This is a genomic window from Kitasatospora griseola, from assembly GCF_044999035.1.
GTDB lineage: Bacteria > Actinomycetota > Actinomycetes > Streptomycetales > Streptomycetaceae > Kitasatospora > Kitasatospora griseola.
On sequence record NZ_CP173360.1, the window covers coordinates 4,160,262 to 4,181,933 of the forward strand.

18 protein-coding genes are annotated in these 21,672 nt (G+C 73.4%); 5 read left to right on the forward strand and 13 right to left on the reverse strand.

Going from position 1 to position 21,672, the window contains the following annotated elements:
* Positions 1-74: 74 nt before the first annotated feature.
* Complete coding sequence (locus tag ACI1MP_RS18760) at positions 75-1,067, reverse strand: hypothetical protein (RefSeq protein WP_404869075.1); 993 nt, start codon at positions 1,065-1,067, stop codon at positions 75-77.
* 265 nt (positions 1,068-1,332) lie between these two features.
* Between ACI1MP_RS18760 and ACI1MP_RS18765 the strand changes: the two genes are divergently transcribed.
* The 5 genes from ACI1MP_RS18765 (at position 1,333) to ACI1MP_RS18785 (ending at position 4,366) form a co-directional block, all read left to right on the forward strand.
* Positions 1,333-1,758, forward strand: a complete 426-nt coding sequence (locus ACI1MP_RS18765; RefSeq protein WP_404869076.1) for a DUF6153 family protein — start codon at positions 1,333-1,335, stop codon at positions 1,756-1,758.
* 97 nt (positions 1,759-1,855) lie between these two features.
* Positions 1,856-2,773: a hypothetical protein gene (locus ACI1MP_RS18770; protein ID WP_404869077.1), complete on the forward strand. Its 918-nt coding sequence runs from the start codon at positions 1,856-1,858 to the stop codon at positions 2,771-2,773.
* Between the two features lie 63 nt (positions 2,774-2,836).
* Positions 2,837-3,649 (forward strand): HAD family hydrolase, encoded by an 813-nt coding sequence (locus ACI1MP_RS18775; protein ID WP_380333787.1) that lies wholly within the window; start codon positions 2,837-2,839, stop codon positions 3,647-3,649.
* 49 nt (positions 3,650-3,698) lie between these two features.
* Positions 3,699-3,977 carry a hypothetical protein gene (locus ACI1MP_RS18780; protein ID WP_380333786.1) on the forward strand — a complete coding sequence of 93 codons (279 nt, stop codon included), beginning with the start codon at positions 3,699-3,701 and terminating at the stop codon, positions 3,975-3,977.
* Positions 3,974-4,366 carry a PIN domain-containing protein gene (locus tag ACI1MP_RS18785; protein WP_404869078.1) on the forward strand — a complete coding sequence of 131 codons (393 nt, stop codon included), beginning with the start codon at positions 3,974-3,976 and terminating at the stop codon, positions 4,364-4,366. Before ACI1MP_RS18780 ends, ACI1MP_RS18785 begins: the two co-directional genes overlap by 4 nt.
* Before the next feature lie 18 nt (positions 4,367-4,384).
* On the opposite strand, the gene ACI1MP_RS18790 is transcribed toward ACI1MP_RS18785, so the two are convergent.
* The 12 genes from ACI1MP_RS18790 to hisC form a co-directional block, all read right to left on the reverse strand.
* Positions 4,385-6,166: a GAF domain-containing protein gene (locus tag ACI1MP_RS18790; protein ID WP_404869079.1), complete on the reverse strand. Its 1,782-nt coding sequence runs from the start codon at positions 6,164-6,166 to the stop codon at positions 4,385-4,387.
* Positions 6,167-6,231: 65 nt separating this feature from the next.
* Positions 6,232-9,681 carry a thiol reductant ABC exporter subunit CydD gene (gene cydD / locus ACI1MP_RS18795; protein WP_404870808.1) on the reverse strand — a complete coding sequence of 1,150 codons (3,450 nt, stop codon included), beginning with the start codon at positions 9,679-9,681 and terminating at the stop codon, positions 6,232-6,234.
* A gap of 42 nt (positions 9,682-9,723) precedes the next feature.
* Positions 9,724-10,731 carry a cytochrome d ubiquinol oxidase subunit II gene (gene cydB / locus ACI1MP_RS18800; RefSeq protein WP_380333783.1) on the reverse strand — a complete coding sequence of 336 codons (1,008 nt, stop codon included), beginning with the start codon at positions 10,729-10,731 and terminating at the stop codon, positions 9,724-9,726.
* Positions 10,732-10,742: 11 nt separating this feature from the next.
* Complete coding sequence (locus ACI1MP_RS18805; RefSeq protein WP_380333782.1) at positions 10,743-12,281, reverse strand: cytochrome ubiquinol oxidase subunit I; 1,539 nt, start codon at positions 12,279-12,281, stop codon at positions 10,743-10,745.
* Positions 12,282-12,553: 272 nt separating this feature from the next.
* Complete coding sequence (locus ACI1MP_RS18810; protein ID WP_100589547.1) at positions 12,554-14,017, reverse strand: cell wall metabolism sensor histidine kinase WalK; 1,464 nt, start codon at positions 14,015-14,017, stop codon at positions 12,554-12,556.
* Positions 14,017-14,778 (reverse strand): response regulator transcription factor, encoded by a 762-nt coding sequence (locus tag ACI1MP_RS18815; RefSeq protein ID WP_327063422.1) that lies wholly within the window; start codon positions 14,776-14,778, stop codon positions 14,017-14,019. Before ACI1MP_RS18815 ends, ACI1MP_RS18810 begins: the two co-directional genes overlap by 1 nt.
* A gap of 152 nt (positions 14,779-14,930) precedes the next feature.
* Complete coding sequence (locus ACI1MP_RS18820; RefSeq protein ID WP_380333781.1) at positions 14,931-15,545, reverse strand: hypothetical protein; 615 nt, start codon at positions 15,543-15,545, stop codon at positions 14,931-14,933.
* Positions 15,546-15,558: 13 nt separating this feature from the next.
* Positions 15,559-16,761 (reverse strand): ABC transporter permease, encoded by a 1,203-nt coding sequence (locus ACI1MP_RS18825; RefSeq protein WP_404869080.1) that lies wholly within the window; start codon positions 16,759-16,761, stop codon positions 15,559-15,561.
* Entirely contained in the window at positions 16,758-17,531 is a 774-nt protein-coding gene (locus tag ACI1MP_RS18830) for an ABC transporter ATP-binding protein (protein ID WP_380333779.1), read from the reverse strand. Before ACI1MP_RS18830 ends, ACI1MP_RS18825 begins: the two co-directional genes overlap by 4 nt.
* Positions 17,528-18,910 (reverse strand): efflux RND transporter periplasmic adaptor subunit, encoded by a 1,383-nt coding sequence (locus ACI1MP_RS18835; protein WP_404869081.1) that lies wholly within the window; start codon positions 18,908-18,910, stop codon positions 17,528-17,530. Before ACI1MP_RS18835 ends, ACI1MP_RS18830 begins: the two co-directional genes overlap by 4 nt.
* A gap of 196 nt (positions 18,911-19,106) precedes the next feature.
* Positions 19,107-20,399 (reverse strand): TrpB-like pyridoxal phosphate-dependent enzyme, encoded by a 1,293-nt coding sequence (locus tag ACI1MP_RS18840; RefSeq protein WP_404869082.1) that lies wholly within the window; start codon positions 20,397-20,399, stop codon positions 19,107-19,109.
* A 96-nt stretch (positions 20,400-20,495) separates the two neighbouring features.
* Entirely contained in the window at positions 20,496-21,572 is a 1,077-nt protein-coding gene (hisC, locus tag ACI1MP_RS18845) for a histidinol-phosphate transaminase (RefSeq protein ID WP_043915411.1), read from the reverse strand.
* Positions 21,573-21,672 lie beyond the last annotated feature (100 nt).

The following is a 21,672-nucleotide window of genomic DNA, read 5'->3' on the forward strand; positions in this document are numbered from 1 at the left end:
CCGGAACGCCGGGCGTCCCTCCGCCCCGAACACCGGAATCGGCGTCGGGGCGGAGGGAGTTGATCCGGGATCGGTCAGCCGCGGTGGCCGGCGGCCCGGCGACGGGCGGCGAACGTCACGGCACCGGCGCCGAGCAGCACCAGGGTGGTGCCGCCGATCAGCAGCGGGGTGCTGCTGGAGCCGCCACCGGTGGAGGCGAGGTTCCCGGTGCCGACCGGAACGGCGGTCGGGCTCGGAGTGGTGTTGCTGGTCAGGGCGGCCGGGACGACGACCGGGGCGGTGGTGTTCCGGGCGGTCGGGGTCTGCGCCGGGGTGCTCGGCGCCGAGGGGGTCGCGGCCGGGGTGCTCGGCGCCTTGGTGGTGGCGGTGGGTGCCGGGGTGGTCGGGGCCGCCGGGTGGATGACCGGCAGGACGAACCCCTTGCCGTTCATCGGGACGACCTGGTCGGTCCGAGCGCCGACGCTGACCTCGATCTTCTGCTGCGCCGCGTTGGAGTGGGTGGTGACCGACAGGCGGAACAGGAACTCGACGGTCTGGCCGGGCGCCAGGTCGGTGGCGAGCGAGGAGTAGTCTCCGCGCAGCGTCGGGTCGCAGCCCCACTTCATGGGGAGGGTCTTCCACGCGCCCCCGGTCTTGACCTCCAGCACGAGGTCCTCCGGGTGCAGGATGCTCTTCGTGTCATCGGAGTAGTTGAAGAAAGTGGGGAACGGCCGGACGCCTTCGATGGTCTCCGTGCCGCCGTTGCTGACCTCGACGCCGATCTGCACCGGCGCACCACCCGCGGTGATCGTGTCGGCGTCCCGCCAGAGCGAGTCGACGCGCAGCTTCAGGTCCGCGACCGGGGCAGCCGCCGGAGCGGACGGGGCGGACGCGGACGGAGCGGGCGCGGCCGGCGCGGACGCAGCCGGCGCGGGCGCAGAGGCGGAGGCGGAGGCGGAGGCAGCGACGGCCGGCTGGTCGTCGCCGCAGGCCCAGGCGCTGGTAGCCCCGCCGAGGACGGGGACGGTGGCGCCGAGGACGGCGGTGGCGGCGAGAACGGCGAGGCGGGTGCGGCGGCGAACGGACATTGGAAGTTCCCCCCAGGAACTGGTGACGGTGAGTGGTGGTGCGGCGGTGTGCCCCTGATCGTTTCCGCTGGCCGGGCGAGCGCCGTAAGAGAATCCTGTCGAACGGATGTCCCGCCCGGATCAGCGATTCGTCATCGAACGGCAACAGCCGTTCGGATCCGCAACACCGTTGCGCTCCGGCGGCTTTGACGCCGTGACACCCGGCCGGGGAGAGCCCGGGCGCCCGGACGGCACTTACCCTGCGCAGATACGGGGAGGGGGTATCGTGGCGAGGGTGGAGCGGACCGGGCGGGCGACGGACCCCGCCGGGCGGACGGTCGCCCGGTGGACGGTGCTGTGCGCCCTGCTGCTCGGGCTGTTCCTGATGCACGGCAGCCCGGCGAGCGCCGCCGGTTGCCACCGCACGGCGGAGACCGCGGTGTCGGCCCACCACGCCGGGGCGCACACCATGCAGGGGAGCGCCCGGGAGGCCGTCCGTGCGCCGGGCGCGCACGAGGGGTCGGCCGTCGACTGCGTCTCCACCCAGGCCCGCGACCACCTGCCGCCGGCCGGCCCGGCCGCCGGCGTGCCGTGGCCCCACCCGCAGCCGTCCGCGACCGGACCGCTGCCCACGGGCGGCGCCGAGAGCGGCCGAGCGCCGCCGGACGGCGGGCGGGAGCTGCTGATCCGGGTCTGCGTCGCCCGCAGGTGAGGGCGCCACCCGGCCGTCCCCGTGGGGGGCCGCCGGGCGCCGCGTCCTGTCCGCGACCGCGCACCGCCGGTGCGCGCAGCACCTGGAGCGAACTCCGATGACCCGCACCACCACGACCACCCGCCGCACCCTGCTCACCGCCGCGGCCGCCGCCGCGCTCGCGCTGACCCTGGCCGCCTGCGGCAGCGACGCGATGTCCGGCATGGACCACGGCGCCGCGCCGTCCGCCACCGGCTCCGCCGCCGGGCACGACATGCCCGGGATGAGCCACGGCCCCGACGGCATGGCGGGCATGAGCCACGGCCCCGCCGGCAGCAGCGACGGGCTGGTCGCCGAGCAGGGCGGCTACCGGCTGGACGGCGCCCTCGCCGGCGCCGAGTACCGGTTCACCGTGACCGACCCGGACGGCAAGGTGCTGACCTCGTACCAGCCCGAGCAGACCAAGGAGATGCACTTCTACGCGATCCGCTCCGACCTGTCCGGCTTCCAGCACCTGCACCCGGTGCGGTCCGCCGACGGCACCTGGACGGCCTCCCTGGCCGCCCTGCAGTCCGGTGAGTGGCGGATGTACGCCTCGTTCGTCCCCGGCGCGGGCAGCGGCAAGGGCACCGGGCTGGTGCTCAGCCGCACCGCCACGGTGGCCGGGCAGGCCACCCCGGTGCCGCTGCCGGCCGCCGCCACGACCGGCACCGTCGACGGGTACACCGTGACGGTGGCCGGTGCGCCGAAGGCAGGCGCGGCCGGGGAGTTGACCGTCACCGTCAGCAAGGACGGGCAGCCGGTCACCGACCTGGAGCCCTACCTGGAGACGTACGCGCACCTGACCGCCTTCCACGCCGGCGACCAGGCGTTCGCGCACCTCCACCCGGAGACCGCGGTCACCACCGGCGGCGGCGGGCCGGCCCTGTCCTTCCACGCCGAGCTGCCGAAGGCCGGCGACTGGCGGCTGTTCCTGCAGTTCCAGACCGGCGGCGCCCTGCACACCGCGGCGCTCACCCTGAACGTCGCCGCCTGATCACGACGGACCCGGCCCTCCCGGGCGGGTCCGCTTCTCGCACGAGTGCGCGAAGATGGACGGATGACCGCCTCCCCGCGCCCCCGCCTGATCGCCACCGACCTCGACGGCACCCTGCTGTGCCCCGGCGGGACGGTCTCCGCCCGGACGGCGGCCGCCCTGGCCGCCGCCGAGGCCGCCGGGCTGCAGGTGGTGTTCGTCACCGGCCGCCCGCCGCGCTGGATGCGCCACCTCGGCCCGCACATCGGCGGCCACGGCGTGGCGATCTGTTCCAACGGCGGCGCGGTGGTCGACGTCCGGCGCGGCGAACTGCTGGAGACCAGCCCGCTGGACCGCGCCGACACGGTCACCGTCGTCGACCGGCTGCGCGCCGAACTGCCCGACACCGCCTTCGCGTTCGAGTTCCCGGACGGCTTCGCCCGGGAGCCCGGGTACACCGTCTTCCTCGGCGAGTCCGAGACTGACCACCCGGTCGGCCCGGCCACCGAACTGCTCGCCTCCGGCCAGGTCGACGGCCTGTTCAAGCTCCTGGGCAAGCACCCCGACCTGTCCCCCGACGAGTTCCTCGACCGCGCCCGCGCCGCCGTCGGCCCGCTCGCCGAGGTCACCCGCTCCAGCCCCATCCCGCTGGTCGAGATCAGCGCCCCCGGCGTCACCAAGGCCAGCAGCCTGGCCCGCTGGTGCGCCCAGCACGGCATCGACGCCACCGAAGTCATCGCCTTCGGCGACATGCCCAACGACCTCGAAATGCTCGCCTGGGCCGGCCAGTCCTACGCCGTCGCCAACGCCCACCCCCTGGTCCTCGCCTCGGTCACCCGCCACACCGTCGGCAACGACCAGGACGGCGTCGCCGCGATCATCGAGACCCTCCTCTGACTTCCGGGACATCCCGAGCCTGTCACACATGGGGTACTACACTTTTGCCATGGAGAGCTCCCGCCCCGGCCGGACTCGGGTGACAAGCGTCTCGCTGCGCGCCGAGACCCTCGAAGCGATCCGGGCGCGCGCCGGAAAGCAGGGCGTCTCCTCCTACATCGAGGAGGCCGTCCAGCGGCAGTTGCAGCGGGATGCCCTCGACGAGTTCATCGCCGCCGCGGAGGACGAGCACGGCCCGGTCGACCCGGTCGAGGTCGCAGCCCTGGTCGAAAGCGTCCGCGCCCACCATGCCGCGCACCCCGGAGATGCTTCCTCGGGCGCCGCATGAGCGGGACGCTGGTGCTCGACAGCGAGGCGCTCTCCAAGCTCTCCCGGCGGCACCGTTCGATGACCACCTGGCTGGACGCCGCCCGCACGCTGGACCTGCTGCTGGTCACCAGCGCCGCCACCCTGGTCGAGGCCCGCGACCCGAAAGTGCCGCAAGCGGCCTTCGACCACGCCGTCTCGCTCGCCAAGGTGCGCCCCGTCACCGAGGAGCTCGCCCGGGACGCAAGCAGGCTGCTGGCAGCCGAGGGCCTGCACGGCCACAAGTACGCGATCGACGCCATGCTCGCCGCGACGGCCCATCTGGAGCGCGGCCAGGTGACTGTCGTGACCAGCGACACCGACGATCTGCGGCGACTGTGCCACCCGCGCATCGCGGTCCTGCCCGCCTGACCTCCCGTCAGCCGGCTGTCACAGCCGGGCCGTCCAGCGGACCCGGGTGCCCCTGGTGTGGGGGCCGGGTTCGTGCCAGGCGTCGCCGCCGAGGGCTTCGGCGCGGCGGGTGAGGTTGCGGAGGCCGGAGCGGCGGCCGTCGGCGGGGATGCCGACGCCGTCGTCGGTGACGGTGAGGAGGACGCCGGGGAGGCCCGGGTGGGTGGGGTCGGGCGGGACGGGGCGGCCGTCGGGGCCGAGGTGGACGGTGGCGTCGAGTTCGACCGCGACGTGGGAGGCGCGGGCGTGGCGGGCGGTGTTGGAGAGCATCTCCCGCAGTGCGGCGAGCAGTTGGCGGGAGGCCTGTTCGCCGACCAGGCTCTCCACCGGGCCGGTGAAGGTGATGCTGGGCCGGAAGCCGAGGGCCGCCGCGGCCTGGCTGCCCTCGCGCAGGACCCGGGTGCGCAGGGTGTCGGGTTCGTCGTCGGTGTCGCCGTGCTGGAGCGCGTAGATGGTGGTGCGGACTTCCTGGATGGTGGCGTCGAGTTCGTCCACGGCCTGGCCGATGCGTTCCTTGACCTCGGGGACGACGGCCCGGCGGGCCGCCGACTCCAGCATCATGCCGGTGGCGAACAGGCGTTGGATGACCAGGTCGTGCAGGTCGCGGGCGATCCGGTCGCGGTCCTGGAAGACCGCCAGGCGCTGCTGGTTGAGCTGGTACTCGGCCAGCCGCAGGGCCAGCGCGGCCTGTGAGGCGAAGGTCTGGGCGAGTTTCCGCTCGGTGCCGGTGAACGGCGCGGCGCCGGCCTCGCGCCAGACGCAGAGCGCGCCCAGGACTCGCCCGGAGGACACCATCGGGACCGCCATGGCCGGACCGAACCCCCGTGCCAGGCGGTCGAACTGACTGTCCGAGGCGATCTCGGGGGCGGCCGCCAGGTCGTCCAGGCGGACGGTTTCACCGGCCAGCAGCCGGGGCGCGAGGCCGTGTTCGGGGAGCAGTTCGCCGGTCAGGTAGTCGGCCTGTTCGCCGGAGGCGTGCGCGACCCGCATCTGGTCCTCGCCGGCCGGCAGCAGGACCATGCCGAGCGCGCCCTCGGCGAGTTCGCGGACCTGTTCGGCGGCGACGGTCAGCGCGATCCGCGCCTCGTCGGTGGAGAGCAGCGAGGTGGTGACGGCGGCCGCGCCGGTGATCCAGCGTTCGCGGCGGCGCCCCTCCTCGTACAGCCGGGAGTTCTCGATCGCGACGCCCGCGGCGGCGGCCAGCGCCAGCACCACCTGCTCGTCCTCGGGGGTGAAGGAGCCGCCGCCCTGCTTCTCGGTCAGGTAGAGGTTGCCGAACACCTCGCCGCGGACCCGGATCGGCACGCCCAGGAAGGACACCATCGACGGGTGTCCGGGCGGGAAGCCGACCGCGCGCGGGTCGGTGGACAGGTCGGTCAGCCGCAGCGACCGCGGGTCGTCGATCAGCGCGCCGAGGATGCCGCGCCCGGCCGGCAGCCGGCCGATCCGGTGGGCGGTGGCGTCGTCGACGCCGATGTGGACGAAGTCGGACAGGCCGCCGCCGTGCGGGTTGACCACGCCGAGCGCGGCGTACCGGGCGTCGACCAGTTCGGCGGCGCCGGAGGCGATCCGCTGCAGGGTGGTGTGCGGATCGAGGCCGGCGCCGACCGAGACGACGGCCTCCAGCAGGCGCTGCATCCGGTCGGCGACCGCGGCGGCCGACTGCAGGCGCTCGGAGACCTCGGTGACCAGGGTGTCCAGTCCGAGCGAGGAGATCTCGGGAATGCGCGGTGGGCCGTTCTCGGCGGCCGGCTGATCCATGCCACCAGTGTGCATGTTCGAGTCGTTGCGCCCCGGTTCGTCCGGAACGCCGGGCGCGGCACCCGTCAGGCGGCGACCCGGTGGGCCTCGCCCTCCCGTTCCCGGTCCAGCATCGCGGCGAGCCGGCCGCCGGGGCGGGTCGCCAGCCGCGACCAGCGGCCGCGCTCCACCACCCGGCCGTCGTCCAGCACCAGCACCTCGTCCACGGTGCTGTCGTCCAGGCCCGCGAGCCGGTGGGTGATCAGCAGGGTGGTGCGGCCCTCGGTGGCGGCCAGCAGGTCGGCGGTGAGCGCGTCGGCGGTGGCGACGTCGAGGTGTTCGGCGGGCTCGTCGAGGATCAGCACGGGGAAGTCCGCGAGCAGCGCGCGGGCCAGGGCGAGGCGCTGGCGCTGGCCGCCGGAGAGTCGGGCGCCGTGCTCGCCGACCATGGTGTCCAGGCCTTCGGGCAGGCCGTCCACCCAGTCCAGCAGCCGGGCCCGGGCGAGCGCGGCGCGCAGCTGCGACTCGTCGGCGTCGGGGCGGGCGAGACGCAGGTTCTCCCGCACCGAGCTGTCGAAGACGTGCGCGTCCTGGGCGCACAGGCCGATCACCCGGCGGACGTCCTCGCCGGCCAGCTCGCGGGTGTCGACGGCGTCGGGGCCGCCGTCGGCCAGCCGCACCGAGCCGGCGGACGGTTCGACGAAGCGCAGCAGCACGTGCGCGAGCGTGGTCTTGCCGGAGCCGGACGGGCCGACCACGGCGACCCGCCGGCCGGGCTGCAGTTCCAGGTCGACGCCGCGCAGCGCGTCGCGCGCGGAGCCGGGCCACCGGGCGGTCAGGTCGCCGACCTTGATGGGCAGTTGCTCGGCGGGCAGGGTCTTCGGCGAGGCCGGCTCGACCACCGGCAGGGGCGAGGCCAGCACCTCGGCGAGGCGTTCCCGGGAGGCCCGGGCGCGTTCGCGGAACCGCACTGCGGTGGGCATCCCGGCGACCGCCTCGAACGCGGCGAGCGGCGTCAGCACCACCACCGCCAGGCAGACGCCCGGCAGTGCGCCGGAGGCGACGCCGCGGACGCCGACCGCGGCGGCGGCCACCACCGTCAGGCCGGAGACCAGGGCGACCAGGCCCGCCGAGAGCGCGCCGGACGCGGCGGAGCGCCCGGCCAGCCGGGTCAGCTCGGCGTCGGCGCCGCGGGTGGCTCGCAGCCGGGCGGGGAGGGCGCCGGCGACGGTCAGTTCGGCGGTGCCGGTCAGGGTGTCCAGCACGGCGGTCGCCAGTTCGCCCTTGGCGGGGGCGTGCCGGCGTTCGGTGCGGCCGGAGATCCGGCGCTCCAGCGCGGGGACGACGGCCCCGGCGAGCAGCAGGCCGACGGCGAGCACCAGTCCGGCGAGCGGCAGGAAGGCGGCGAGGGCGGCGGAGGCGGCCAGCGACACCACGGCGGCGACGGCGGCGGGCAGCCGCCAGCGCAGGTGGAAGTCCTGCACGGCGTCCACGTCGGCGACCAGCCGGGACAGCAGGTCGCCGCGCCGGAACTGCGGGAGTCCGGCCGGGGCGAGCTGCTCCAGCCGGCGGTAGACGGCGGTGCGGATCCCGCCGAGGGCCTTCAGCACGGCGTCGTGCGATACCAGCCGCTCGGCGTAGCGGAACACGCTGCGGCCGATGCCGAACGCCCGGACCGAGGTGACGGCCACCATCAGGTACAGCACGGGCGGCATCTGCGAGGCGCGGGAGATCAGCCAGCCGGAGGTGCCCATCAGCGCGACGGCGCAGCCGAGGGCGAGCGAGCCCAGCAGCACGGCGGGCCACAGCTGGGGCTTCGCGGCCGGCTCGGCGGGCGGTTCCTCCTCGCCCGCGGGCCGGGGCTCGGCGGGCCGGGGCTCGGCGGGCTGCGCGGCCGGGGCCGGAATCGCCGGGGCGGCGACGGCGGCCGTGCCGGGCAGTTGGACGTGGTGGTCGGCGAGGGCGACCAGCGCGGGCCGGTGGGTGATCAGCAGCACGGTGCGGTCGAGCCTGCCGAGGGTCTCCAGCAGGGCGGCCTCGGTGACGGGGTCGAGGTGCGCGGTGGGTTCGTCCAGCACCAGCAGCGGGCGGTCGGCGAGCAGCGCGCGGGCCAGGGCGAGGCGCTGGCGCTGGCCGGCGGACAGGCCGTGGCCGTTCTCGGCGAGCCGGGTGCCGGGGTCGGCGAAGTCGACCCGGGCGGCGGCGAGGGCGGCGGCGAGTTCGGTGTCGGTGGCGTCCGGGCGGGCCAGCCGGACGTTCTCGGCGACGGTGCCGGCGAACAGGTGGGGGTGCTGCGGGACCCAGGCGAGTTGGGCGTGCCAGCTCGCCAGGTCGGTGTCGGCGAGCGGCTGGTCGCCGATCAGCACCCGGCCGGCGTCCGGGCGGACGAAGCCGAGCATGGCGTTCACCAGGGTGGTCTTGCCGGCCCCGCTGGGCCCGGTCAGCACGGTGGTGCGTCCGGCCGGCACCACCAGGGAGACCTCGTGCAGGGCGTCCTGCGCGCGGCCGGGGTGGCGGACCGTCAGCCCTTCGATCCGCAGGTCGACGCCGGCGACCGGCGGGGCGGGGCGGCGGCCGGCCCCGGGCAGCGGGGTCTCCAGCACCTCGAAGATCTTCCCGGCGGCGGCCAGGCCCTCGGCGCTGGAGTGGTAGAGCGCGCCGACCTGGCGCAGCGGCAGGTAGACCTCGGGGGCGAGGACCAGCACCAGCAGGCCGGTCTCCAGGTCGAGGGTGCCGTTGACCAGCCGGAAGCCGATGGAGACGGCGACCAGGGCGACGGAGAGGGTGGAGAGCAGTTCCAGCGCGAAGGACGAGACGAAGGCCAGGCGCAGGGTGCGCAGGGTGGCGCGGCGGTAGTCCTCGGTGATCCGGCCGATCGCGGCGGCCTGGGCCTTGGCCCGGCCGAAGACCTTGAGGGTGGGCAGGCCGGCCACCACGTCGAGGAAGTGGTGGGAGAGCCGGGACAGGCCGGCGAACTGGCGGTCGGTGCGGGCCTGGGTGGCGTAGCCGATCAGGATCATGAACAGCGGGATCAGCGGCAGCGTCACGCAGATGATCGCGGCGGACTCCCAGTCGGCGCCGAGGATCCGGGCCAGCACCACCAGCGGGACGACCACGGCGAGCGCCAGTTGCGGCAGGTAGCGGGCGAAGTAGTCGTCGAGGGCGTCGACGCCGCGGGTGGCGAGGGTGGCCAGCTCGCCGGTGCGGCGGCCGGTCAGGTAGCCGGGGCCGAGCGCGGTGGCGTGGTCGAGCAGGCGGCGGCGCAGGGTGGACTTGACGGTGGCGACCGAGCGGTGGGCGGTGAGTTCGGTCAGCCAGGCGACCACCGCCCGGCCGACGGTGACGGCGGCGAGGCCGAGCAGCGGCCCCCACAGCGGGGACTGGCCGCGCTGGAAGGCCCGCACCACCAGGTCGGCGATCAGCGCGGCCTGGGCGACCAGCAGGGCCGCGCCCACCCCGCCGAGCAGCACGGAGCCGGCGAGGAAGGCGCGGGTGGTGCGGGCGTACGCCAGCAGCCGGGGGTCGATCGGACGCATCCGCTGCTGGCGTTCCATCAGGTGTGCTCCTGCGACGGCGGGTCAGTGGTGGGCGGCGGCGGGGATGTGCTGGACGCCGATCCGGCGGCGGAAGACCCAGTACGTCCAGCCCTGGTAGAGCAGCACCAGCGGGGTGAAGATCACCGCGACGATCGTCATCACCTTGAGCGTGTAGGGCGAGGACGAGGAGTTGCTGACGGTCAGCGACCAGGCGTCGTTCAGGGTGGAGGGCATCACGTCGGGGAACAGCGACAGGAACAGCATGCCGACGGCGGCGGCGATGGTCACACCGCTGAAGCCGAACGCCCAGCCTTCGCGGCCCACCTGGTTGGCGCCGAGCGCGGCGACCAGGGCGAGCACCGCGACGATCAGCGCGGCCAGGCTCCAGCCGTTGCCGGTGTGGACCTGGGTCCAGATCAGGAAGGCCGCCGCGAGGGCCGCGGTGACCAGGCCGAGGACGGTGGCCTGGACCCGGGCCCGGTGCCGGATGTCGCCGGTGGTCTTCAGCGCGGTGAACACCGCGCCGTGGAAGGTGAACAGCGCCAGGGTGGTGAGGCCGCCGAGCAGCGCGTACGGGTTGAGCAGGTCCCAGAAGGTGCCGACGTAGTTCTTGTCCTGGTCGATGGCGACGCCGCGGACGATGTTGCCGAAGGCGACGCCCCACAGGAAGGCGGGCAGCAGGGAGGTCCAGAAGATGGCGAGTTCCCAGTTGCGCTGCCAGCGCTCGCCGTCGCGCTGGTGCCGGTACTCGAAGGAGACGCCGCGGACGATCAGGCAGACCAGGATGATCAGCAGCGGGACGAAGAAGCCGCTGAACAGGGTGGCGTACCAGTCGGGGAAGGCCGCGAAGGTGGCGCCGCCGGCGGTGAGCAGCCACACCTCGTTGCCGTCCCAGACCGGGCCGATGGTGTTGATCAGGACGCGGCGTTCGGCGGTGTTGCGGGCCAGCAGCCGGGTGAGGATGCCGACGCCGAAGTCGAAGCCCTCCAGGAAGAAGTAGCCGATCCACAGGACGGCGATCAGGATGAACCAGAAGTCTTGCAGGTGCATGTGATCCGTCCTCAGTACGCGAAGGCGAGCGGCTGGTCGGAGTCCTCGTCCGAGGGGCCGCGCAGGGTCGGGTCCTTGGCGGGCGGCTTCTCGTCCGTGTTCGGCCCGGCGGCGGCGTACTTGGCGAGCAGCTTGACCTCGATCACGGCGAGGATCGCGTACAGGGCGGTCAGCGTGACCAGGCCGAGCACCTGGGTGCCGACGCTGACGTTGGGGGAGACCGCGTCGCGGGTGCGCATCAGGCCGAACACCACCCAGGGCTGGCGGCCCATCTCGGTGAAGATCCAGCCGAAGCTGTTGGCGACCAGCGGGAAGCCCATGGTGAGGATGCCGATCCGCCAGCTCCACCGGGTGAAGAAGACGTTCATCTCACGGTTCCTGGTGAGCATCAGCTTCGGCGGCTCGTCCTCGCCGGTGCGGTGCTCGGGGGCCAGCCAGAACTTGCGGCGGGTGGTCCACAGGCCGATCAGCGCGGCGACGAAGGACGTCATGCCGAAGCCGATCATCAGCCGGAATCCCCAGTAGGTGACGAAGATGTTGGGGATGTAGTCGGTGGGCTGTCCGCCGTGCTGGGCGGCCTCGGCGGCGGCGATGTCGTTGATGCCGGGGACTTCGGACGAGAAGTCGTTGTGCGCGAGGAAGGAGAGTATTCCGGGGATCTCCAGGGCGACCGAGTTGTGGCCCTTGGAGACGTCGCCGACGGCGAACACCGAGAACGGGGCGGGGGCCTGGGTGTCCCAGAGCGCCTCGGCGGCGGCCATCTTCATCGGCTGCTGCTCGAACATCACCTTGCCGAGGGTGTCGCCGCTGATCGCGGTGCCGAGGCCGGCGACCACGGCGATGGCCAGGCCGAAGCGCAGCGAGGTGCGCATCGCGGCGGTCTTACGGCGGTCCGTCTCCTTGCCCCGCTTGGCGCGCCACAGGTGGTAGCTGGCGATGCCGACCACGAAGGCGGCGCCGGTGAGGAAGGCGGCGGTGAGGGTGTGGAAGACCTGCACCAGCGTGGTGTTCTGGGTCAGCACCCGGACGATGTCGGTGAGCTGGGCCTTGCCGGTGACGGGGTCGATCCGGTAGCCGACCGGGTGCTGCATCCAGGAGTTGGCGGCCAGGATGAAGTACGCGGACAGCGCGGTGCCGATCGCCACCATCCAGATGCACGCGAGGTGGATCTTCTTCGGCAGCTTGTCCCAGCCGAAGATCCACAGTCCGATGAAGGTCGACTCGAAGAAGAAGGCGATCAGCGCCTCCATCGCCAGCGGGGCGCCGAACACGTCGCCGACGAAGCGGGAGTAGTCGGACCAGTTCATGCCGAACTGGAACTCCTGGACGATGCCGGTGACCACGCCCATGGCGATGTTGATCAGGAAGAGCTTGCCCCAGAACTTGGTGGCGTGGAAGTACTTCTCCTTGCCCGTACGCACCCACGCGGTCTGCAGGCAGGCCACGATCGAGGCCAGGCTGATGGTGAGCGGGACGAAGAGGAAGTGGTAGACGGTGGTGATGCCGAACTGCCATCGCGAGATGGTCTCGTGAGCGACTGCTAGGTCCACTGCGCCCTCTCTCACAGGATGTGCATACCGGACAAAAAGCATATTTAGCACGCGACCGCGCCGAACCTGCCCAAGCTTGTCCGCTTGTGAACGTGAACACGTTCACAAGGAGCAGTATCCATGATGCTTATCAGTGCATATGCACGGGGGGGTGTTCTCCGACGAGTCAAATGATCCGCCGCCCGTTCGGGCCCCCACAAGCCGCCGCCGGGAGGCGTCGCTGTACCGAACGGCGCTTGACACCGATCGCGCTGACGACACATCAGCACAGGTCAGCGCTGGTGCGGCAGGACCACCCTGAAGGCCGCGCCGTCGCCCGGCGCGGTGTGCAGGGTCAGCTCACCGCCGTGCGCGACCACCAGCGCGGAGGCGATCGCCAGCCCCAGACCCGATCCCCCGCCCTCGCCCGCCCGCCGGGCCCGCGAGGCGTCCACCCGGTAGAAGCGCTCGAACACCAGCGCGGCCTGATCCTCCGTCATGCCGGGCCCCTGGTCGGCGACTTCCAACAGGCACTCGCCGTTCAGCCGGCCCACCCCGATCCGCACCGCGGTGCCCGCCGGGGTGTGCTTGACCGCGTTGCCCACCAGGTTGGTCACCACCTGGCGCAGCCGGGCCTCGTCGCCGAGCACCGGCGCGGGCTGCGGGGCGCCCTCGCCGCGCGGGCCGGTCAACGCCACCGGCCGGCCCGGGTCCAGCGCGGTCAGGTCGTGCAGGGCGTCCGCGGCCAGCGTCCGCAGGTCCATCGGGGCGAGGTTCAGCGGGCGCTCCTCGTCCAGCCGGGCCAGCATCAGCAGGTCCTCCACCAGGCCGCCGAGGCGCACCGCCTCCGACTCGATCCGGTCCATCGCCCGGTCCACGTCGTCCAGCGCGCCCATCCGGTGCAGCTCGGCGAAGCCGCGGATGCCCGCCAGCGGGGTGCGCAGCTCGTGCGAGGCGTCCGCGACGAAGCGGCGCATCCGGCGCTCGGAGGCGGCCCGGTCGGCGAACGCCGTCTCGATGTCGGTGAGCATCCGGTTCAGCGCCGCCGACAGCCGGCCCACCTCGGTGCGGGCCGGCAGCTCCGGCATCCGGTGCGACAGGTCGCCGTCGGCGATCCGCTGCGCGCCCGCCTCCAGTTGGCGCAGCGGCCGCAGCCCGGCCCGCACCGCGATCGCGCCCAGGCCGGCCAGGCCCGCCAGGACCGCTCCGCCGATGGTGAAGAAGGTGGTGCGCAGGTGCGTGATGGTGGACTGCACGTCGTCCATCGGCACCGCGACCTGCACGAACCGCGGCGACCCGAAGTCGCCGGCGGCGGTGCGCTGCAGCGGCAGCACCAGCGAGCGCCACTCGCTGCCGCGCGGCACCTTCTCGGTGAACGGCTCGCCCTCCCGGCGGGTCAGCGCGGCGGCGGTCAGCGCCGGCAGCTGCGGGGCCGGCTCGGAGTCGGTCAGCGGCTGGCGCAGCACCGACAGCACGGTGCCGTCCGCGGCCAGGTAGCGCACCACGTACTCGCTGGGCAGCGTCTGGCCGGTGCGGCGGCTCAGCGTCTGCGGGCTGAACACCGACACCTGGGACTGCTGCCGGGACGGCGCGCGCCGCGACAGCGGCTCGGCGTACCGCTCCAGCTGCTGGTCGGTGCGCTCCACCAGCTGGCTGCGGACGGTGCCGAGCACCCAGGTGTCACTGACCACCAGGCCGGTGGTGACCAGCAGCAGCGCCAGCACCAGCAGCCGGACCCGCAGCGAGAACCGCGCCATCAGCCGTTCGGCGGGCGGCGCAGGGCGTAGCCGATGCCGCGCACCGTGTGGATCAGCTTGGGGCCGTGCACCGGACCGGAGTCGAGCTTGCGGCGCAGGTAGGAGATGTACGACTCGACGATGGACAGGTCGCCGCCGAAGTCGTAGGCCCACACGTGGTCGAGGATCTGCGCCTTGGAGACCACCCGGCCGACGTTGGCCATCAGGTAGTGCAGCAGCTTGAACTCGGTGGGGGAGAGCGAGACCGGGACGCCGCCGCGGGTGACCTCGTGCGCGGTCGGATCCAGGGTGAGGTCGGCCACCACCAGGCGGCCGTCGTCGGCGGGGCCGCCGGCCCGGCGCAGGATCGCCCGGATCCGGGCGATCAGCTCCTCCAGGCTGAACGGCTTGGTGACGTAGTCGTCGGCGCCGACGGCCAGGCCCTGGACCTTGTCGCCGGTGCCGTCCTTGGCGGTCAGGAACAGCACCGGGACGTGCTCGGGGCTGCCCGGCCACTGGGTCTGGTCGCGCAGCCGCTGGACGACGGTGAAGCCGTCCAGGTCGGGCAGCATCACGTCGAGCACCACCAGGTCGGGGCGCTCCGCGGCGACCGCGTCCAACGCCTCCTGGCCGGTGGCGGCGGAGGCCACCCGGAAACCGGAGAACCGCAGGCTGGCCGACAGCAGCTCGCGGATGTTGGGCTCGTCGTCCACCACCAGCAGGAACGGTTCACCGCCCGCCGGGGCCGCCGCGGACGGGCTCGACTGCACTGCGCCTGACACGATCTTGCTCCGCCTCCCGGCCGGGACGAATGAGGCCGGCCCGGGCGGTTTCCGGGACGGTCGGACGAGCTCCGCCGGGCGCACCCGACCGAACATCGTCAGACAGACCCTAGCCCGGGCAGGCTACGTCAAGTGAATGAAGGGTTGATCGGTCATCCGCCCGTAGTCGAACCGGTACCGGATCCGCCGCCCTGACCGCCCTGGCCGCCGCGGCCGCCGAAGCCGCCCGCGCCGCCCTCGGTGAGCTGGGTGGCGCTGTAGGAGCCGTCGGCGCCCTTGCTGCCCAGCACGGTGACGCTCTGGCCGGGCTGCAGGTCGCCGACCTTGCCCTCCTTGGTCGTGGTGACCTTGGTGGAGTCGCCGGTGGTGACCTTCACGGTGTTCCCGTTGGCGTCGGTCAGGTAGACGGTGCTGCCGTCCACCGACTTGACGGTGCCGCGGGTGAAGCCGCCGCCGCCCGGGAACTGGCCGCCGCCGGGCAGCTGACCGCCCTGGCCGCCGCCGTAGCCGCCCTGGCCGCCGCTGCGACGGCCGCCGTTCTGCTGGCCGCCCGGGTACTGGCCGCCGGAGGCGCGGGCGGCGCCGTTGCCGCCGCTGTTGTCGCCCTTCTGGTACCAGACGCCGCCGGCGAAGGACAGCACGGCGATCAGCCCGCCGGAGAGCACCAGGGTGGGCCAGGGGAGCTTGCGGCGCGGCGGCGCGGCCAGCTCGGCGGTGATGTCGCGGGCGTCCGGCGCGGTGGCCAGCAGCTCCTGCTCGTCCGACATGAAAGGGCTCCTTCTACTCGTGCCGGAGGGCGTCGATGGGGCGCAGCGAGGCGGCCCGGTTGGCGGGGTAGCTGCCGAAGAACAGGCCGATGGCGACGGCGATGGCGAACGCGCCGAGCACCGACTCGGGGATCACCACCGGCTTGATGCCGACCACCGAGAAGTGCGAGCCGACGATCCCGGCGAGCACGCCGAGGCCGGCGCCGATCACCGACAGCAGGGTGGACTCGGCGAGGAACTGGCCGAGGATGACCGCGCGGGGCGCGCCGAGCGCCTTGCGGATGCCGATCTCCCTGGTCCGCTCGGTGACGGTGACCAGCATGATGTTGGTGATGCCGATGCCGCCGACCAGCAGCGAGATCGCGGCGACCGCGCCGAGCAGCACCGTGAAGGTCTTGGTGGTGGACTCGCGGGCGCTCAGCAGCGAGGTCTGGTTGCTGATCCGGAAGTCGACCTTGGCGGGGTCCTTGACGGCGTGGGTGCCCATCAGGATCCGGGTGATGTCGGCCTGCGCCTCGGCGGTGGTGTCGGCGGAGGACGCCTGCACCAGGATCTGGTTGACCGAGCCGAAGCCGGTGAACGCGTTCTGCACGGTCGGCAGCGGGGCGATCACCACGTCGTCGGGGTCGTTGAAGCCGGTGGAGCCCTTGGTGGTGAGCACGCCGGTCACGGTGAACGGGGTGCCGCCGATGGTGATCTTCTTGCCGATCGGGTCCTCGGCGGCGAACAACTCCTTCGCCGTGGTGGAGCCGAGCACCGCGACCTTGCGGGAGTTCAGCACGTCGTCGGCGGAGAAGTAGTCGCCGCGGGCGATCTTCTGGTTGGCGGTCTCGAAGTACGTCGGGTAGGTGCCGACGATCTGGCCGGGCTGGTACGAGATGTTCCCGTACAGCGCGGTGCCGCTGGTGGTGACCACCGGGGCGACCGACTTGACGGCCGGGGCGTCGGTGGCCGAGGCCAGCGCCTTGGCGTCCTCCACGGTGAGCTTCTTGGCGGCGGTGGCGGAGCCGCGGGAGGCCGAGGAGGAGACGGTCAGCGAGTTGGTGCCCAGCGAGGTGATGGACTCCTTCACCGCCACCGAGGAGCCGTTGCCGACCGCGAGCAGCAGGATCACCGAGGCCACGCCGATCAGCACGCCGAGCATGGTCAGCGCGGAGCGGACCTTGTTGGCGGCCAGGCCGCCGACCGCGAAGCGGATCATCTGCCAGGCGATCACGCGACCACCTCCGCGGCCAGGGCCGGCGGCGGCCCGTCGACGGGGGCCTGCCGGACGTCGGAGACGATCGCGCCGTCGACCAGCCGGACCACCCGCTTGGCGTGCCGGGCCACCTCGTCCTCGTGGGTGATCACCACCACGGTGCGGCCGCGCGCGTTGAGGCCGTCGATGATGCCCAGCACCTCCTCGGTGGAGCGGCTGTCGAGGTTGCCGGTGGGCTCGTCGGCGAGCAGCATCGCGGGCGCGGTGACCAGGGCACGGGCCACCGCGACGCGCTGCTGCTGGCCGCCGGAGAGCTGGTTGGGCTTGTGCCCGGCCCGCTCGGCCAGACCGACCAGGGTGAGCGCGGCCAGCGCCCGGCGGCGCCGCTCGCCCGCCTTCACGCCCGCGTAGGCGAGCGGCAGTTCGACCTGGGCGAGGGCGGTGGTGCGCGGCACCAGGTTGAACGACTGGAACACGAAGCCGATCTTGCGGTTGCGGACCAGGGCGAGCTGGCCCTCGTCGAGGTGGCCGACGTCGGTGCCGTCCAGCAGGTAGCGGCCGGCGGTGGGCACGTCCAGGCAGCCGAGGATGTTCATCAGGGTGGACTTGCCGGAGCCGGAGGAGCCCATCACCGCCACGTAGTCGCCCTCGGCGATGTCCAGGTCGACGCCGAGCGGCGCGCCGTCCGGGTCGAGCGGGCCGCGCAGGGCGTGCACGACGGCGTCGCCGTGGCCGTAGGACTTGGTGACCCGGCGGATCTGGATCACCGGGGGCTTGCCGCCGCTCATCCGCGCGTGCCCCCGCCGCCGTTGCCGCCGCCGCTGCGGCCGCCGCCCCCACCGCCGTAGCCGCCGGTGCCGCCGCCGAACCCGCCGCCGCCGTTCAGGCCGGGGAAGCTGCCGGACGGGAAGCCGTTGCCGGTGCCCGCGGTGGTGGCGGTCAGCTCGACCTTCTCGCCCTCGGTGAGGCCGTCGGTGACCTGCACGGTGCTGTCGCCCTCGATGCCGACGGTCACCTGCACCCGCTCGGTGGAGCCGTCCTCGTGCTGCACGGTCGCGGTGCGGGTGGCGCCGGTGCCCTGCAGCGCCGCGGTGGGCACCGACAGGGCGTTCTCGGCGGAGCCGGTGATCACCGAGATGGTGGCGCTCAGCCCGGTGCGCAGCGCGGAGGTGTCGCCGGTGATCTGCAGCGTCGCGCCGTACTGCACGGCGCCGTTGGTGGAGCTGGAGGGCAGCGAGCTGACCGACAGCACGGTGGCGTCGAGCTTGGTGTCGGACTGCGCGTTCAGGGCGACGGTCGCCGTCTGGCCCTTCTTCAGCTTCAGCGAGTCCAGCTCGGAGAAGTTCGCGGTGACCTCCATCCCGGAGGGGTTGGTCAGCACCACGAAGCCGGTCGGGGTGGTGCTCGAACTGCCGCTTCCGGTACCGCTCTTGGCGCTCGTCGAGGAACCGCCGGAGCTGCCGGAACCGCTGGAGCCGGCGCCGGAGACGGTGTCGCCGACCTTGCCGGAGACCGAGGCGACGGTGCCGTCGGTGGTGGCGGTCAGCGTGGTGCCGGCCAGCGCGGTCTTCGCGTTGGTCAGCGTGTTCTGCGCGTTGTCGACCTGCTGCTGGGCCTGGGCGACCTGTGCCTGGTCGACCTTCACGGTGGTCGTGGTGGTCGGCTGCGGGGTGGACGCGGCGGCCGCGCCGGCACCGCCGCGGCCGGACGAGCCTCCGGAGCCGCCCGAACCCGAACCGCCCGAGCCGGTGCCGGGGACGGTGGTGGTGACCGTCTCGCCGGCCTCGGCCTTGGTCAGGTTGGCCTCGGCCGCGGTCAGCGCGGACTGCGCCTGGTCGACCTGCTGCTGGGCGGTGGTGGTGTCGACGGTGGCGAGCACCTGGCCCTTCTTCACCGCGTCGCCGACCGCGACCTTCACCGCGGTCAGCCTGCCGCCGGTGACGAAGTCCTGGCCGGCGTCGGAGGGCGAGAACAGCGTGCCCGATCCGGACACGGTGGCCTGGACCGTGCCCTTGGCGACCGTGGCCGTCCGGACCTTCGACCCGGTGGCGGCCTTGCCGGTCCCACCGTCCAGGGTGGTGTACGCCAGCGCGACCCCGCCCAGCAGGGCCACGCCGAGCGCGGAGTTGACGAGGACGGCACCACGCCGTCGCGGAAGCACCTTCATGGCGCAGAAGCATCGCCCGGGGCTCTTGCGCCCCCCTGTGCGGCACCTGGCAACGGGCTGGGAGCGTCACTCCGGACGAATCGGCACACACCACCCGGCGGTTGCCCGCCGGATGCCCGGCGGGCAACCAGCTCTTGACCGGACTCCCAGAAACCTCCCAGCGAAGTCCCGTCCCCGGTTCACCCGTTCACGGCGGTCAGTCCCTCAGCCTCCCGGCGAAGTGGTCGAGGTAGGCCTGCATGTCGAAGTGCCCGTGCCCGGAGAGCGCGAACACGATCGCCTTCGACTCGCCGGTCTCCCGGCAGGCCAGCGCCTCGTCGATCGCCGCCCGCACCGCGTGGGTGGACTCCGGGGCCGGGACGATGCCCTCGGCGCGGGCGAACGCCACCCCGGCCTCGAAGCAGGCGGTCTGCGGCACCGCCACGGCCTCCACCAGGCCGAGCTCCTTGAGGTGGCTGACGATCGGCGACATGCCGTGGTAGCGCAGCCCGCCGGCGTGGATGGCGGGCGGGGTGAAGGCGTGCCCGAGGGTGTGCATCTTCATCAGCGGGGTGGTGCCGGCGGTGTCGCCGAAGTCGTAGTCGTAGCGTCCCCGGGTCAGCGACGGGCAGGACGCCGGCTCCACCGCGACCGCCCGCACCGCCCGGCGGCCCGCCAACTGCTCGCCGAGGAACGGGAAGGCGAGCCCGCCGAAGTTGGAGCCGCCGCCGGCCGCGCCGATCACCACGTCCGGGTAGTCGTCGAGGCGGGCGAACTGGGCGAGCGCCTCCTGCCCGATCACGGTCTGGTGCAGCAGCACGTGGTTGAGCACCGAGCCGAGCGCGTACTTGGCCCGCCCGGCGGAGCGCGCCACCGACTCGACCGCCTCGGAGATCGCCAGCCCGAGGCTGCCGGTGGCCGCCGGGTCGTCGCCGAGCGCGGCCCGCCCGGCGTCGGTCAGCTCGGAGGGGGAGGCGTGCACCCGTGCGCCGTAGGTCTCCATCAGGGCCCGCCGGTAGGGCTTCTGGTCGTGGGAGACCCGGACCATGAAGACCTCGCAGTCCAGCTCCAGGAACGAGCAGGCGAGGCCCAGCGCGCTGCCCCACTGCCCGGCGCCGGTCTCGGTGACCAGCCGGGTCACGCCGGCCCGCTTGTTGTAGTACGCCTGCGCGAGCGCGGTGTTGAGCTTGTGCGAGCCGGTCGGGTTGCCGCCTTCATACTTGTAGTAGATCCGGGCGGGGGTGCCGAGGGCCCGCTCCAGGCGGTCGGCGCGCACCAGCGGGGCGGGCCGCCAGCGGCGGTACAGGTCGAGGACCGGGCCGGGGATGTCGACCTCGCGGGGGCCGCCGAGCTCCTGGGCGGCGAGTTCAGCGGTGAACAGCGGTGCGAGGTCCTCGGCGGTGACCGGCTCCCCGGTGCCGGGGTGCAGCATCGGCGGGACCGGCTCGGGCAGGTCCGGGAGGATGTTGTACCAGCTGGTGGGCGTGGGATCGGCGTGCTGCTGGCTCATCCGGGCTCTCCCTGCGGTGCGGTCGCTGCCGCCGGGAGTCCTTCCACGCCGACGGGGCGGACAACCGTGTCGCCCGCCCCACCTGCCGACGTGTCGTCAGATCTCCTTGCGGAACGCCTCCGCGGCCCCCAGGAACAGGTCGTTGCCCTGGACCTCGCCGATCGAGACGCGGACGCCCTCGCCGGGGAACGGGCGGACCACCACGCCGGCCTCGGCGCAGGCGGCGGCGAAGTCGAGGGTGCGCTCGCCGAGGCGCAGCCAGACGAAGTTGGCCTCGGAGTCGACCACGGTCCAGCCCTGGGCGCGCAGCGCGGCGGTCACCCGGACGCGCTCGGCGACCAGCGCCTCCACCCGCTCCAGCAGGGCGTCCTCGGCGCGCAGCGAGGCGACCGCGGCGTCCTGGGCGAGCTGGCTGACGCCGAACGGGACGGCGGTCTTGCGCAGCGCGCCGGCGACCTGCTCGTGGCCGACGGCGAAGCCGACCCGCAGGCCGGCCAGGCCGTAGGCCTTGGAGAAGGTGCGCAGGACGCAGACGTTGGGGCGGTCGCGGTACAGCTCGATGCCGTCCGGGACGTCCTCGTCGCGGATGAACTCGCGGTAGGCCTCGTCGAGGACGATCAGGATGTGCGCGGGCACGGCGTCCAGGAAGCGGACCAGTTCCTCGCGGTGCAGGGCGGCGCCGGTCGGGTTGTTGGGGTTGCAGACGAAGATCAGCCGGGTCCGGTCGGTGATCGCGGCGAGCATCGCGTCGAGGTCGTGGGCCTCGTCGGCGGTGAGCGGGACGGGCACCGGGGTGGCGCCGGCGATCCGGGTGATGATCGGGTAGGCCTCGAACGAGCGCCAGGCGAAGATCACTTCGTCGCCCTCGCCGGCGGTGGCGAGCACCAGGGACTGGGCGACGCCGACCGAGCCGGTGCCGGTGGCGATGTGCTCGGCGGGGACGCCGAAGCGCTGCGCGAGTTCGGCGGTGAGCCCGCCGACGGCCATGTCCGGGTAGCGGTTGAAGTCGCCGGCGGCGGCGACCGCGGCCTCCAGTACGCCGGGCAGCGGCGGGTAGGGGTTCTCGTTGGAGGACAGCTTGTAGGAGTCCGCGCCGGCGGGCTTTCCGGGCTTGTAGCTGGGAATGCCGTCCAGGCTCGGCCGCAGGCGCGGGCCGTGTTCACGCTGAACCACGGGGTTCTCCGTTTCTCTTTCTCGGCGGTGGTGCCGATCGCTCCCCGGTCGGGTGCCGTGAACGATACCGACCGCCCCTCACCCGTCAGGGTGAGATGCT

Bases quoted from the DNA above. Each gene is read 5' to 3' on its own strand.
- ACI1MP_RS18760 (WP_404869075.1), bottom strand. From the start codon at position 1,067: ATGTCCGTTCGCCGCCGCACCCGCCTCGCCGTTCTCGCCGCCACCGCC.
- ACI1MP_RS18770 (WP_404869077.1), top strand. From the start codon at position 1,856: ATGACCCGCACCACCACGACCACCCGCCGCACCCTGCTCACCGCCGCG.
- ACI1MP_RS18775 (WP_380333787.1), top strand. From the start codon at position 2,837: ATGACCGCCTCCCCGCGCCCCCGCCTGATCGCCACCGACCTCGACGGC.
- ACI1MP_RS18780 (WP_380333786.1), top strand. From the start codon at position 3,699: ATGGAGAGCTCCCGCCCCGGCCGGACTCGGGTGACAAGCGTCTCGCTG.
- ACI1MP_RS18785 (WP_404869078.1), top strand. From the start codon at position 3,974: ATGAGCGGGACGCTGGTGCTCGACAGCGAGGCGCTCTCCAAGCTCTCC.
- ACI1MP_RS18790 (WP_404869079.1), bottom strand. From the start codon at position 6,166: ATGGATCAGCCGGCCGCCGAGAACGGCCCACCGCGCATTCCCGAGATC.
- cydD (WP_404870808.1), bottom strand. From the start codon at position 9,681: ATGCGTCCGATCGACCCCCGGCTGCTGGCGTACGCCCGCACCACCCGC.
- cydB (WP_380333783.1), bottom strand. From the start codon at position 10,731: ATGCACCTGCAAGACTTCTGGTTCATCCTGATCGCCGTCCTGTGGATC.
- ACI1MP_RS18810 (WP_100589547.1), bottom strand. From the start codon at position 14,017: ATGGCGCGGTTCTCGCTGCGGGTCCGGCTGCTGGTGCTGGCGCTGCTG.
- ACI1MP_RS18820 (WP_380333781.1), bottom strand. From the start codon at position 15,545: ATGTCGGACGAGCAGGAGCTGCTGGCCACCGCGCCGGACGCCCGCGAC.
- ACI1MP_RS18830 (WP_380333779.1), bottom strand. From the start codon at position 17,531: ATGAGCGGCGGCAAGCCCCCGGTGATCCAGATCCGCCGGGTCACCAAG.
- ACI1MP_RS18835 (WP_404869081.1), bottom strand. From the start codon at position 18,910: ATGAAGGTGCTTCCGCGACGGCGTGGTGCCGTCCTCGTCAACTCCGCG.
- ACI1MP_RS18840 (WP_404869082.1), bottom strand. From the start codon at position 20,399: ATGAGCCAGCAGCACGCCGATCCCACGCCCACCAGCTGGTACAACATC.